The sequence below is a fragment of the Brevibacillus sp. YAE8 genome (assembly GCF_057543335.1).
Genome location: NZ_BAAIYG010000003.1, coordinates 166902 through 180001, shown reverse-complemented (window position 1 = coordinate 180001; position 13100 = coordinate 166902). Strand labels below are relative to the sequence as shown.

The window sequence follows — 13100 nt, the reverse complement described above, 5'->3', positions numbered from 1 at the left end:
GTAGGGGACCTGGCAGGATCTATGGACTTACAAAGGAGTGAAAGGGCATGGCAACCAAAACGAAATCGAAATCGCTCGGATCGATGCAGATGACGAAGCAGCTTTACCAGCAGCAGGCTTCCAAGTATCAGCCGAAGCGCAATGTCCTCTTGAACTCGTTGCGGGCGTTTTGGGTCGGGGGAACGATTTGTCTTTTGGGACAGGCTATTCAAAATATGTATATCCATTTTTTCGGCTTTACCGAGAAGACCGCGAGCAATCCGACAGTTGCCACGCTGATCTTTTTGTCTGTGCTGCTGACGGGGCTCGGCGTCTATGACAACATCGGCCAGTACGCCGGGGCGGGCTCTGCCGTTCCGGTAACGGGCTTCGCCAACTCCATCGCGTCGGCCGCTATCGAGCATCGCAGCGAGGGACTGGTTCTCGGAGTGGGCGGCAACATGTTCAAGCTCGCAGGCTCCGTCATTGTGTTCGGGGTGGTGGCGGCCTTTGTTGCGGGCGTTTTAAAAAGCCTGTATCACATGTTCTTTTGACGGGAGGGCTGTCTGTGTCAAGCAATCCACAACAGAAACGCGTGAGCCGCCAGACCTGGCGCTTCGACCAAAACGTCCGCCTGCAAAGCTCGGCGGTCGCAGTAGGGCCGAAGGAAGGCGAAGGGCCACTGGCCTCCTTGTTTGACGTGATTCACGACGACATGTACGCAAGCCAGGATACGTGGGAGAATGCGGAGCGGAAGCTGATGGAGGACGCCGTCTCCACCGCGCTGAAAAAAGCGGGCGTGACGGGCCAGGACGTCGATGTCATTTTGGCAGGCGATCTGCTGAATCAGAACATCACGACCAACTTCACGGCCGAAAAGCTGGAGATTCCGCTGTTGGGGATGTACGGGGCGTGCTCGACCTCGATGCTGACACTGGCTACGGCGACGGCTCTGGTAAACGCAGGCTACGCAGACAGGGCAGTAGCTGCCTGCAGCAGCCATAACGCCACGGCAGAGCGACAGTATCGCTATCCGACCGAATACGGCGGGCAAAAGCCGCCGAGCGCGCAATGGACCGTGACGGGAGCGGGAGCCGGGCTGATTGGAATTGGGGGGACGGGGCCGCGGATTACGTATGCGACGCTGGGAAAAGTGGTGGACATGGGCATAAAAGACCCGTTTGACATGGGCTCAGCCATGGCACCTGCGGCGGTATCGACCTTTTTGACCCATTTTCAGGATACGGGACGAGAGCCGAAAGACTACGATCTGATCGTGACAGGCGATTTGGCGTCTGTCGGCTATCCGATCGTCAAAGAGCTGATGCTCGCAGAAGGCTACGATATGGACGGGGTGTACAACGACTGCGGCCTGATGATCTACACGCCGGATCAGGACGTATTCGCAGGCGGCAGCGGCTGCGCCAGCAGCGCCGTTGTGACCTACAGCTACATTATGGACCAGTTGAACCGCGGCTTGCTGAAAAAAGTGCTGGTATGCGCGACGGGGGCTCTGCTCAGTCCGGTCAGCACGCAGCAAGGCAATTCGATTCCGTGCATCGCCCATGCGGTTGCGCTCGAAGGAGGACAATGATGGAATATGTAATTGCATTTGTCGTCGGAGGGCTTGTCTGCGTCATCGGGCAACTGCTTCTCGATGTCGGCAAGCTCACCCCGGCTCACGTGATGAGTACGTTGGTAGTGTCAGGGGTTGTGCTCGATTTTATCGGCGTGTACGACAAGTTCATTGATTTTGCCGGAGCAGGCGCCACGGTGCCGATTACGAGCTTCGGACATGCGCTGTATCACGGAGCGATCAGCGAAGCGGAGCAAAACGGCCTGATCGGGGTCGCTACCGGCATTTTTGAAGTCACCAGTGCAGGGATATCGGCTGCGATTGCGTTCGGCTTTTTGGCTTCGCTCGTCTTCAAACCGAAAGGCTGACGCAGCAGGGACGGTGAGCAAATGAGGGAGGATCAGCGGCGCAAGGTCATCCTGGTGACAGACGGCGACCATATCGCGCAAAAAGCAGTGGAGAGCGTCGCGAAAGAGCTGGGAGGCAGGTGCATTTCGCTGTCTGCGGGAAATCCGACTCCTGTTTCCGGCAAGCAGGTGGTGGAGCTCATCAAGATGGCGCCCCACGATCCGGTCATCGTCATGTTCGATGACAACGGCGATTTTGGCAAAGGGCGCGGGGAGCGGGCGATTGAATACGTCGCCAGCCACCCGGACATCGAAGTGATTGGCGCGCTCGCAGTCGCCTCCCATACGAACTGGGTACACGGTGTGACGGTTGCCTATTCCGTCGACAACCAGGGGCAGATCGTAGAGGGAGCGGTCGACAAGGACGGATATGCGGATCAAGAGCTGCAGCATCATATTTACGGCGACACCGTCGATATTTTGAACACCTTGAAGCTGCCCAATGTCATCGGCATCGGAGACATCGGGAAAATGGACGGGCGCGACAGCTTGCAAAACGGCTGCCCGATCACCAAAAGGGCGGTGCAATGGATCATGGAAAGGAGCGGTGCCTATGGCGACAGTGACGGAGAAAAGACGCCCCATCTCGGACCGAATTGAGGAAAACAAGGAGTATCTAAACGACAGGCTCGGGGTAGGAAAAAGCTTTGACATCGGCGTCCACGAGTTTTTTGTGGGCAACACGAAGCTGCTTATGTACTACATAAACGGGTTTGTGGAGAGTCAGCTCGTCACGCAAATCATGCGGGAGATCAACGACTTGCGCGGCAGGGACGTCGCGGACAATTTGTTTGATACGCTGTTTTACAAGTTCATTCCGTTTTTTCAGCTCGTCAAAGTCGATACGACAGACGAGTTTATGGACAAGCTGCTGGTCGGGCAGGTCGGGCTGATTATCGACCACTCTCCCCATGCGATCATTATGGATGCGAAAGTGTTGCCCACGCGTACGCCGCAGGAGCCGGACACGGAGCGGATTGTTCGCGGGGCGCACGATGGCTTCACCGAGGCGATCGTGACGAATACGGTGCTGACGCGCAGGCGGATACGCGACGAGCGGTTGCGATTCGAGATCATGCAGATTGGCGAGCGCACCAAAACGGATGTCGCCGTCGCGTACCTGCAAGATGTAGCGAACCCGGATCTGGTGGACGAATTGAAAGAACGGCTGCAAAATATCCAGATCGACGGGATTCCGATGGCGGAGAAGACGATTGAGGAGTTCATCATCGGGAAGACGCTGAATCCGTTTCCGCTGGTCCGCTATACCGAGCGTCCCGACGTGGCGGCGGTACACCTTTTGGAAGGACATGTGCTGATTTACGTAGACACATCGCCGAGCGTCATGATTACTCCTGCGACTTATTTTCACCACGTCCAGCACGCAGAGGAATACCGCCAGACTCCTGTCGTGGGAGCGTACTTGCGCTGGGTGCGTTTCTTCGGAATTTTGGTTTCGGTGTTCGTTTTGCCGATCTGGCTGCTTCTGGTAATGCATCCGTCGATGATTCCGGAGCCGCTTCATTTCATCGGCATTAAGGATAAAGGCAGCATTCCACTGCTGGCGCAATTTATTATGGCGGAGCTGGGGCTAGATTTGATGAGAATGGCCGCGATTCATACCCCCACACCGCTTTCGGTCGCGATGGGGCTTTTGGCGGCGATTCTCGTGGGGGATGTCGCGATCAAAGTCGGGCTGTTTGCGCCGGAGGTCATTTTGTACCTCGCCGTGGCGGCAATCGGCATGTTTGCGACGCCAAGCTACGAGCTGAGCCTAGCGAATCGGCTGGTGCGCATTTTCCTGATCTTGATGGTCGGCTTCTTCTCGACGCCGGGCCTGATGATCGGCTTCCTCGCTGTCCTGGTCGGCCTGGCTGCGACGCGCTCGCTCAACACGCCTTATTTGTGGCCGCTCATTCCTTTTAACTACAAGGCGATGAAGGATGTCGTCGTCCGCCTGGCGGTTCCAAGCAAAAACCGGCGTCCGAGTATCGTTCGCTCCCAAAATTCCTCTCGTCAATAATATTCAGAAAACGGATGTCATCACCCATTGTCAAAAGCACAGGCTTGTAGTAAATTGATGGGGAAGCCTTACGATGCTTGTTATGTATGGCAACTGACGCATTGGGGTCGGTTGCCTTTCTCTATAGGATCTGGGCTGTTAGAATCGGCGGGTTTAGACTGGGAGGAGCCAATTATGTTTTTACACGGGACAAGTCGAGTGAACGAGCAGGGACATCTGGAAATCGGGGGCTGTGATACGACCAGCCTGGCAGCTACGTACGGCACGCCGCTGTACGTATATGACGAGGCACACATTCGCGCAAAGTGCCGCAGCTTTGTAGAGGCGTTCAGGCAAACGGGCTTCTCGTTTCAGGTCGCGTACGCCAGCAAAGCGTTTTGCACGATGGCGATGTGCAAACTGGTAGAGGAAGAAGGGCTTTCTCTCGATGTCGTATCGGGCGGTGAGCTGTACACAGCGCTGCAGGCAGGCTTTCCGGCAGAGCGCATTCACTTCCACGGCAACAACAAGTCGATAGACGAAATCAAGATGGCGCTGGATGCGAAAATCGGCTGTTTTGTGGTAGACAATTTTTATGAGCTTCACGTGCTTGCCGATCTGGCCGAGGAGCGCGGCGAAAAGATTGCGGTTCTCCTGCGCGTGACGCCAGGTGTGGAAGCTCATACGCACGAATACATTTCCACGGGGCAAATCGACTCCAAGTTTGGCTTTGACGTGCAAAACGGTCAGGCGCTGGAAGCGATCCGCTATGCACACGAGAGCAATCATCTGCACTTATTGGGCGTTCATAGCCATATCGGCTCGCAAATTTTTGAAACAGACGGCTTCCTCGTCGCGGTAAGGCGGTTGACAGAGCTTTTGGGCGAAGCAAAAGAACAGTACGGCTTCCTGCCAGAAGTATTGAACGTGGGCGGAGGCTTCGGAATCCGCTATGTGGAGGGCGACACGCCGCAGCCAGCCGAAACGTACATCAAGGCGATTACCGATGTCGTTCGCGAAGAGCTGACTGCGCGCGCAATTCCGCTCCCTGAGCTGTGGATCGAGCCAGGCCGCAGCATCGTGGGCGACGCGGGCACTACTTTGTACCGAATCGGCTCCCAAAAAGAAATTCCGAACGTCCGCAAATACGTCGCGGTGGACGGAGGCATGACGGACAACTTGCGTCCTGCCCTGTACAATGCGCAGTATGAAGCGGCGATTGCCAACAAGATGAACCAGCCTGCCAGCGAAGTCGTTTCGATTGCAGGCAAATGCTGCGAGTCTGGCGACATGCTGATTTGGGACGTGAAGCTGCCGCCAGCGGTTGCGGGCGATATTTTGGCTGTGACCAGCACAGGGGCTTACGGCTATTCCATGTCCAACAACTACAACCGCATCGCTCGTCCGGCTGTTGTGTTCGTGAAGGACGGAGAGGCCGAGCTGGTCGTCAAACGCGAGACGTACGCGGATGTAGTCGGCCACGACCTTTTGCCAAAACGGGCGCAGTTGCAACGCTAAGCGAATCAATAGACCAAACCCTTCCGACCATGCTGCGGAAGGGTTTTTATATTACCTTCACTCCGCATTCACGAAAAATTAAACCTTCCCTGCCATAATGGAGGTGGCGAGGAGGATCCAGCATGCTGTCGACTCTCATCAGACGATTTCGGTGCTTTCCTTATTTTTCCTTAGATAAGCGTCAATGGATGAAGACCGTCATTCGGCAGGAAATTGACAAAGGCCGCAATGTCGTCTTGTTTTACGTAGACATCGTAAAAATGACCGAAGTGGAGCAGCGCTATGGCGATACGAGCGCCAAGCGGGTGCTGCACATTTTTGAAGGCATACTGCCGGCGGTGGCCCGCCAGGCGTTTGAAATCAAGGGGAGGATTTTGGCGATTCAAAAGCTGTGGGGCGACGATTTCGCCATTTACGTTTCGTTTGGCGGGCAAGTGAGCGACGAAGATTGCCGCATGCTCTCCATTCATTTTCAGGAAGTGGCGGAGCGGCAGCTCAATCGCCAGGTCAGCTTCGTCAATCGGGAGGACTTGCGCGTCCATATCGGGTACGCCCCGATTGCAGGTCACGATATCGTGCGCGAGATGTACACCTCTGTCAAACACGCCGTCCACATGGCGAAGTACGGGATCACCTCGGAAAAATATACGCACATGACGCAGTTTCACAAGCTGCTTGCCGAAGAAAATGTACACATGCATTTCATGCCGATCGTTCATCTGCCCGACGGTCACGCCCTGGGCTGGGAGGCGCTGGCTCGCGGCCCGCAAAACAGCCCGTTTGCCACGCCTGCGACGTTGTTCAGCTATGCGGAAGAGACGGATACGGTTTTTCGCCTGGAGCACATTTGCCGCAAACGGGCGCTGGAGCAACTGCGCTACCTGAATCCGAACGAAAAGCTGTTTATCAACCTGGACCCGCGGGCGATTGACGATCCGTTTTTGCTGCGCGGCAAAGTCCAGAGCCTGCTTGCCAACTACGGACTCAACCCGCACAACATCGTCTTCGAAATTACCGAGCGCCACGCGATCACCAACTATGCCGTTTTTCGCAAAATTATCGAGGAATATCGCAAAAAAGGCTATTTGATCGCGGTAGACGACGCCGGAGCGGGGTATTCCAGCCTGGAATCCATTGCGGAGATTTACCCCGACTTCATCAAGCTGGACATGTCGCTCATCCGCAACATTGATGTCGACCCGATCAAGCAGGCGCTTCTGGAGACGTTCGTGTCGTTTGCCGAGAAGGTCAACTGCAAAATTATTGCGGAAGGCATCGAAACAGAGCGCGAGCTGGAAACGCTGATGGACGTAGGCGTCGTCTACGGCCAAGGCTATTACTTGGGCAAGCCGGACAAGGGGATGGCGCAAGTGTCTGGCCAGGCGATGAACTTTTTGCGCTACATGCAGGAAAAACGAAGGAACGGCGAGCGCGAGGCGCTGATTGTAACGCCGGACATGACGGAGATTTTGGCGAAGACGATCTGTGTGGAAAAGCACGTCCGCGTCCGCCGGGTGCACGAAATTTTCGAGCAAAACCAGCGAATCGAAAGCGTCGTCGTGCTGGAGGAGGGGCGGCCGATCGGGCTGGTCATGCGCTTTTCCCTCTATCAAATTCTCGGCGGCCAGTACGGGATTGCGCTCTACTACGAGCGGCCTGTTTCGCACATCATGAACACGAATCCGCTCAAAGCCGGCAAAACCGACAGGCTGGACGAGGTAGCCAAGCGGGCCATGGCGCGGGACGCCTACCATCTGTACGACGTCGTCATCATCGTCGGCGAGCAAAATGAATACCTCGGCATCGTGACCGTGCAAAACCTGCTCGACAAGATGGCGTCGATCAAGCTGGAAATGGCCAGCTCCGCCAATCCGCTGACGGGACTTCCCGGAAATGTGCAGATTGAGCGCGAGCTGAACTTGCGAATCAAGCAGCGCGAGGCGCAGATGGTCATCTATTGCGACCTCGATCGGTTCAAATGGTTCAATGACCGCTACGGCTTTGAGGTCGGGGACCAAATTATCGTCCGGACGGCGAATTTGCTGCGTGAAGCGTCCCGGCGGTTCGGGATCGGAAACGATTTTATCGGCCATATCGGCGGCGACGATTTTATTCTCATCACGTCGGCGCACGGGGTGGATGCGCTCATTGCTTTTCTGATTGATTCGTTTTCGTCGTACTTCGCGGACATTTATGAAAAGTGCCGGATGGGCGATGAGGTGCAACTGTCCATGTCGATGGCCGGAGTGGATCTCGGCCCTGACCTGTACGCGAGCGCGGAAGCAGTGGCGCGGCGGGCGGCAGATGTGAAAAAAACGGCCAAATCGCATCCCGGCACGGTGTTTGTCCACGACCGCGAATGCGAGGAGCAGACGGGTGTGGAGGTATAAATTGGACGGGGACCTTTGCGCGTGGTAAAATAGGAACGTTAACTTTACAAGGTCTGGAGGCTCATCCATGAAAAAAGCGCACATCACCATGGAAAATGGTAGTCAAATCGAGCTGGAGCTGTTCGATCAGGAAGCTCCGGGAACCGTTGCGAACTTTGAAAAACTGGCAAACGAAGGCTTCTACAACGGTCTTTCGTTCCACCGTGTCATTCCTGGCTTCGTAGCTCAAGGCGGGTGCCCGTATGGAACAGGAACAGGCGGGCCTGGCTACACCATCAAATGTGAAACAAAAGGAAACCCGCACAAGCATCTGCGCGGTGCGCTCTCCATGGCGCATGCAGGCAAAGACACAGGCGGCAGCCAGTTCTTCATCTGCTACGATTCCTTCCCGCACCTCGATGGCGTACATACTGTGTTTGGCCGCGTGACTTCCGGCATGGAGCATGTCGACGCGATCAAGCAAGGCGACAAAATGGCAACCGTAAAAGTCGGAGCCGAATAATCAGCGTTTTGCAGCACCGGCGGGCACAGGCTTGCCGGTGCTTTTTATTGCGCCGCGAATACACTTGTAAGCCTATCCATCTGCTGGTATCCTATAGGGTAGACGATTTTTTGCCGAGCAAAGCCGATGGACTTTTCACAAGCTGCGTAAACAAGCTGCCTCGACATAGCATGATATGCTGGCTTGGGGGGAACGGCTTTGCCTTAGAGGCTGTTAAGGGGGAACCAATGGATCTTTTTCACTTTGATTGGAAAACGGTACCGTTTCGCATGATTGCATTCGTTATCGCTTTCAGTTTGCACGAATGGGCGCACGCCTTTGTCGCCTGGAAGTTGGGCGACGATACCGCCAAAAATGAGGGCCGTTTAACGATAAATCCAATCCCGCATATCGATCCGTTCGGTTTGATCCTCATTCTGTTTGGACCGTTCGGCTGGGCCAAGCCTGTGCCGATCAACCCGCTGCATTTTCGCGGGAACAAGCGGTTGGGCATTGTGTACGTGTCAGCGGCGGGGCCACTGATTAACCTGGTGCTGGCGATTCTTTTCTGCGTCATTTACATACTCGTAAGCCTTTTCGGCGTGATGGACGGCATGAGCGACAAAGCGGCGTTTGCGCTGGAGACGACGCTCCGATTCTGTATCATCATCAATATCGGTCTGTTTGTGTTCAACCTGCTGCCGGTTCCACCGCTCGACGGGTACAAGATCGTGCGTTTCCTGTCGCCGAGACGCTGGGATGGCGCTTTTTACAACTTTGAAATTTACGGCCCGTGGCTTTTGCTGCTCTTGATCTTTATCCCGGGGGTTAGCTCCATGATCTTCGGAGTTCCTATGGGCATGATGCTGAACTTTGTGCAACAGATTGCAGCGGGCATCGTGAGCGTGTTCATTTAAAGGAAACGAGGGGACGTCTTTTGGCATACAGCATCAAACTTGATTCCTTTGAAGGGCCCCTTGACCTTTTGCTGCACCTGATCGACAAGGCGGAAGTGGACATCTACGACATCCCGATAGCGGAAATTACCGAGCAATACCTTGCGACGATCGATCAAATGCAAGAGCTGCAATTGGACGTCGCCAGCGAGTTTGTCGTCATGGCGGCGACGCTTCTCTCGATCAAGAGCAAGATGCTGTTGCCAAGAAAAGAGGAGCACGTGTTTCAGCCGTTTCTCGATATGGATGTCGAGGAAGTGGACCCGCGCGAGGAACTGGTGGCGCGGCTGTTGGAGTACAAGCGCTACAAGCTATTGGCCGAGCAGTTGCGCGAGATGGAAATCGGCCGCAACCAGGTGTTTACCCGGCCTGCGGAAAGTCTGGCGCCGTACGTGCGCGAGGAAGATCACACGGTCAAAAACGTGACCTTGTACGATCTGATTAACGCTCTGGAAAAGCTGGTGCAAAAAGCAAAAGACAAGGAGCCGATGACAAAGGTTTCCCGTGACGAAATCTCGATCAAGGACAGGATGACGCAAATTCGCCAGCTAGTGCGTGTCGGCGGCGGAATGGTGCGCTTTTCCCAGCTTTTTTCCAAAGGGGCGACCCGTTCGGAAATCGTGACGACATTTCTCGCTTTGCTGGAGTTGATGAAGGAAAAGCACATTACATGTATTCAAAATCAACTGTTTCAGGACATCATGATATGTGATGCGGAAGGAGCCCAAAACGATGGACTATGACAAGCTGAAAGGCGTGATCGAAGGCTTGCTGTTCATCTCGGGGGATGAAGGCATTGATGCCAAGGAGATCAGTGAAATCGTCGAGGTGTCGGAAGAAGAGGTCGTTGATTTGATCGAGGACATGAAAGCGGACTTTCGCCGGGCAGGGCGCGGCGTGCAAATCGTGGAAGTGGCCAAGGCGTATCAATTGACCACCTTGCCCGAGCATGTTCCGTATTTCGAACGACTGGCAACCTCGCCGGGACAGTCGACGCTGTCCCAGGCCGCATTGGAGACGCTCGCCATCATTGCCTACAAGCAGCCTTTGACGCGCTCGGAAATCGAAGAAATCCGCGGCGTGAAGTGCGAAAAGGCACTTAATACGCTTTTGTCGAAACAGCTCATTCGCGAAGCGGGCAGAGCCGAGGGGATCGGACGCCCGATTTTGTACGCCACGACCAAAGAGTTTCTCGAGCATTTTGGCCTGCGCGAAATTTCCGATCTGCCGGAGCCGCCCGTCAATCTGGATATCGAGGAAATCCGCATGGAAGCATCCGCGCTATTTGGCAAGCAGGAAGAAAAGACAAACGATTAGTCAGTTCGGACAGTTTTTCGTACTACCTCCCGACTCGTCCCCATATATATGTACAAACCTGTGTATCGTTGTACTTTTGGGATGGGGAGGACGTTTATGAACGTGCGAAAACTTCTGTCCGGCGGACTCGTCGTTTTTCTTTTTATACAGCTCCTATTGGCTCCGGTATCAATCGCAGAAGCCCAAGCGCCGCCGAGCCTGTCTGCCGAGGGGGCGGCCCTGATTGACGTTGCCAGCGGGCGGATTCTCTACTCGAAAAACGGCACGAAAAAAATGCGGATCGCCAGCCTGACGAAGACGATGACGGCGATTGTCGCGATTGAGACCGGGAAGCTGGACGATGTGGTGACCGTACCACCGGAAGCGGTAGGCGTAGAAGGCTCGTCCATCTACCTGAAGCGCTCCGAGAAGCTGACGCTGGAAGAGCTGCTCTACGGTCTGATGCTGCGCTCCGGAAACGACGCTGCCGTCACGATTGCCACCCATATCGGCGGCTCTGTCCCCGGCTTTACGTATTTGATGAATGAAAAAGCCGCCTTGATCGGGATGGAGCATACGAATTTTACCAATCCGCACGGGCTCGATGACAGCAACCAGCATTACTCCACGCCGGAAGATATGGCGAAGCTGTCCGCCTATGCGTTGCGCAATCCCGTCTTTCGCCAGATCGTGTCCACCAAAGTCAAGGATATCTCCTGGGAAGGGGAAGAGTGGGACAGACGGCTTTTGAACAAAAACAAGATGCTGCACCTGTACAACGGAGCGGACGGCGTCAAAACAGGCTATACGAAGCTGGCGAAGCGTTGCCTCGCAGCATCGGCCACGCGCGACGGGCGACAGTTGGCGACGATTACGTTGAACGCTTCGGATGACTGGAACGATTCGGCGAAGCTGTTGGACTACGGATTTGCCCAGTTCCCGCTGAAGCAACTGGTCGGGGAAGGGCAGGACGTCCAGCCGGAGATGCCGCTCACGATGGAAGCAGGGACCCATCTGGTGACACAAAACGCGTTTCGCTATCCGCTCCAGACTGCGGAGGAGGCGGGGATTAAGCAGCGCGTGGTAGTGGGCCAATCGACGATTACCCCGAAGATGGATGGGCAGCTTGTCGGCTTTTTGCAGCTTTATTTGAAGGAACAGATGATCGGGCAGGTTCCGCTGCTCGTTCGCGCGGACGCCCCGACGAGCAGCCAGCCGCTGACGGGCGCGCATGCGTTTTGGAAGCAACTCTGGGACATCGTGGCAGGGGGGCTGTGGAGTGCTTAATGTCATATGGCTCGGACTGATTGTCATTAGCATCGTGGTGGCAGCCGTCACCGGGCGGATGGAAGCGGTCAACGCCGCTGCCTTTGAAGGAGCAAAAACGGGCGTCACGGTATGCTTTGGCCTGCTGAGCGTGCTTGCCTTCTGGATGGGCATCATGAAAGTCGCAGAAAAATCAGGGCTGCTCGCGCTGTTGTCCAAAGTCTTGGCGCCGATCATCCAACTGCTGTTTCCCGACGTGCCAAAAGGGCACCCTGCCATGGGCTATATTTTGTCGAACATGAGCGCCAACCTGCTCGGACTTGGCAACGCGGCGACGCCGATGGGACTGAAAGCCATGGAAGAGCTGCAAAAGCTCAACCCGGATAAGCAGCACGCCTCCCCGGCGATGTGCACGCTACTTGCGATCAACACCGCGAGCATCACGATCATCCCTACTACGATGATTGCCATCCGGATGCAGTACGGCTCGGTCAATCCGGTGGAGATTGTCGGCACGACGCTTGTCTCTTCCTTTGCCGCAACGATCGTGGCGCTTTTCATCGACCGCTGGTATCGCTATCGTCACTTACGACGTCACAGTTAGGGGGAAACCGTATGTACCAATGGGTGTCCCTGCTCTCGCTATGGGCGATTCCCGTTACGATCGCGTTTGTCCTTTTATACGGGTGGAAGAGAGAGGTCCCGGTTTACGAAACATTCGTCGAAGGGGCAAAAGGGGGGCTGACCACGACCATTCGCATCTTGCCCCATTTGATCGCGATGATGGTCGCAGTCAGCATGTTCCGCGAGTCGGGGGCGCTGGACTTGCTCTTGCGGGGAATCAAGCCTGTGCTCGACATGCTGCATTTTCCCGAGGAACTCGTGCCGCTCGCCCTGCTGCGTCCGCTGACCGGGACGGGCTCGCTTGCGATTGCGACCGATCTGATCGCCCAGTACGGGCCGGATTCGTTTTTCGGCCGGTTGGCTGCCACGATGCAAGGCAGCACGGACACGACGCTGTATGTCTTGACCGTCTACTTCGGCGCTGTCGGGATTCGCAATTCGAGCTACGCGCTGAAAGTAGGTTTGTGGTCTGACCTGGCAGGGGTCATTTTTTCCTTGCTGATCGTCTCGTATGTGTTCTCTTGAATCGAAAACAGACATGTCGGATGAAAAAACTTCCTCGAACGCCGGGGAAGTTTTTCCCTTTTTCTTGTCCACACTGGTAA

The 13100-nt window shown here is 55.4% G+C and carries 14 protein-coding genes; all 14 read left to right on the top strand.

The genetic code is table 11. The features are described 5' to 3' along the window. The first annotated feature begins 47 nt into the window (after nt 1-47). The 14 genes from spoVAC to AC27IT_RS06240 all read left to right on the top strand — a co-directional run bounded on the left by spoVAC (nt 48) and on the right by AC27IT_RS06240 (nt 13020). On the top strand, nt 48-533 hold the full coding sequence (gene spoVAC, locus AC27IT_RS06305) for a stage V sporulation protein AC (RefSeq protein WP_025843770.1): 486 nt from the start codon (nt 48-50) through the stop codon (nt 531-533). Between the two features lie 14 nt (nt 534-547). Next, entirely contained in the window at nt 548-1573 is a 1026-nt protein-coding gene (spoVAD, locus tag AC27IT_RS06300; protein ID WP_005836018.1) for a stage V sporulation protein AD, read from the top strand. Further along, nucleotides 1573-1923, top strand: a complete 351-nt coding sequence (gene spoVAE, locus AC27IT_RS06295) for a stage V sporulation protein AE (RefSeq protein WP_005836016.1) — start codon at nt 1573-1575, stop codon at nt 1921-1923. Before spoVAD ends, spoVAE begins: the two co-directional genes overlap by 1 nt. Nucleotides 1924-1944: 21 nt before the next feature. Further along, nucleotides 1945-2562, top strand: a complete 618-nt coding sequence (gene spoVAEA, locus AC27IT_RS06290) for a stage V sporulation protein SpoVABEA (RefSeq protein WP_005836014.1) — start codon at nt 1945-1947, stop codon at nt 2560-2562. After that, nucleotides 2516-3985 carry a spore germination protein gene (locus AC27IT_RS06285; RefSeq protein ID WP_025843771.1) on the top strand — a complete coding sequence of 490 codons (1470 nt, stop codon included), beginning with the start codon at nt 2516-2518 and terminating at the stop codon, nt 3983-3985. The genes spoVAEA and AC27IT_RS06285 overlap by 47 nt, the downstream gene beginning before the upstream one ends. Nucleotides 3986-4159: 174 nt before the next feature. Next, nucleotides 4160-5482, top strand: a complete 1323-nt coding sequence (gene lysA / locus AC27IT_RS06280; protein WP_005836011.1) for a diaminopimelate decarboxylase — start codon at nt 4160-4162, stop codon at nt 5480-5482. Between the two features lie 122 nt (nt 5483-5604). Next, the gene (locus tag AC27IT_RS06275; RefSeq protein ID WP_487091676.1) at nt 5605-7872 is read left to right on the top strand and encodes a bifunctional diguanylate cyclase/phosphodiesterase; all 2268 of its coding nucleotides are present in this window, start codon (nt 5605-5607) and stop codon (nt 7870-7872) included. A gap of 67 nt (nt 7873-7939) precedes the next feature. Then, complete coding sequence (locus AC27IT_RS06270) at nt 7940-8374, top strand: peptidylprolyl isomerase (RefSeq protein WP_005836006.1); 435 nt, start codon at nt 7940-7942, stop codon at nt 8372-8374. 227 nt (nt 8375-8601) lie between these two features. Next, the gene (locus AC27IT_RS06265) at nt 8602-9270 is read left to right on the top strand and encodes a site-2 protease family protein (protein ID WP_005836004.1); all 669 of its coding nucleotides are present in this window, start codon (nt 8602-8604) and stop codon (nt 9268-9270) included. Between the two features lie 20 nt (nt 9271-9290). Next, complete coding sequence (locus tag AC27IT_RS06260; protein ID WP_487091675.1) at nt 9291-10052, top strand: segregation and condensation protein A; 762 nt, start codon at nt 9291-9293, stop codon at nt 10050-10052. Continuing rightward, nucleotides 10042-10626 (top strand): SMC-Scp complex subunit ScpB, encoded by a 585-nt coding sequence (gene scpB, locus AC27IT_RS06255; protein ID WP_005835999.1) that lies wholly within the window; start codon nt 10042-10044, stop codon nt 10624-10626. The genes AC27IT_RS06260 and scpB overlap by 11 nt, the downstream gene beginning before the upstream one ends. Nucleotides 10627-10722: 96 nt before the next feature. Then, the gene (locus AC27IT_RS06250) at nt 10723-11892 is read left to right on the top strand and encodes a D-alanyl-D-alanine carboxypeptidase family protein (RefSeq protein WP_025843774.1); all 1170 of its coding nucleotides are present in this window, start codon (nt 10723-10725) and stop codon (nt 11890-11892) included. Beyond that, on the top strand, nt 11885-12475 hold the full coding sequence (locus AC27IT_RS06245) for a nucleoside recognition domain-containing protein (RefSeq protein WP_005835995.1): 591 nt from the start codon (nt 11885-11887) through the stop codon (nt 12473-12475). Before AC27IT_RS06250 ends, AC27IT_RS06245 begins: the two co-directional genes overlap by 8 nt. 11 nt (nt 12476-12486) lie before the next feature. Beyond that, entirely contained in the window at nt 12487-13020 is a 534-nt protein-coding gene (locus tag AC27IT_RS06240; RefSeq protein ID WP_005835993.1) for a spore maturation protein, read from the top strand. Nucleotides 13021-13100 lie beyond the last annotated feature (80 nt).

Bases quoted from the DNA above. Each gene is read 5' to 3' on its own strand.
- spoVAC (WP_025843770.1), top strand. From the start codon at position 48: ATGGCAACCAAAACGAAATCGAAATCGCTCGGATCGATGCAGATGACG.
- spoVAE (WP_005836016.1), top strand. From the start codon at position 1,573: ATGGAATATGTAATTGCATTTGTCGTCGGAGGGCTTGTCTGCGTCATC.
- spoVAEA (WP_005836014.1), top strand. From the start codon at position 1,945: ATGAGGGAGGATCAGCGGCGCAAGGTCATCCTGGTGACAGACGGCGAC.
- AC27IT_RS06285 (WP_025843771.1), top strand. From the start codon at position 2,516: ATGGCGACAGTGACGGAGAAAAGACGCCCCATCTCGGACCGAATTGAG.
- lysA (WP_005836011.1), top strand. From the start codon at position 4,160: ATGTTTTTACACGGGACAAGTCGAGTGAACGAGCAGGGACATCTGGAA.
- AC27IT_RS06275 (WP_487091676.1), top strand. From the start codon at position 5,605: ATGCTGTCGACTCTCATCAGACGATTTCGGTGCTTTCCTTATTTTTCC.
- AC27IT_RS06270 (WP_005836006.1), top strand. From the start codon at position 7,940: ATGAAAAAAGCGCACATCACCATGGAAAATGGTAGTCAAATCGAGCTG.
- AC27IT_RS06265 (WP_005836004.1), top strand. From the start codon at position 8,602: ATGGATCTTTTTCACTTTGATTGGAAAACGGTACCGTTTCGCATGATT.
- scpB (WP_005835999.1), top strand. From the start codon at position 10,042: ATGGACTATGACAAGCTGAAAGGCGTGATCGAAGGCTTGCTGTTCATC.
- AC27IT_RS06250 (WP_025843774.1), top strand. From the start codon at position 10,723: ATGAACGTGCGAAAACTTCTGTCCGGCGGACTCGTCGTTTTTCTTTTT.
- AC27IT_RS06240 (WP_005835993.1), top strand. From the start codon at position 12,487: ATGTACCAATGGGTGTCCCTGCTCTCGCTATGGGCGATTCCCGTTACG.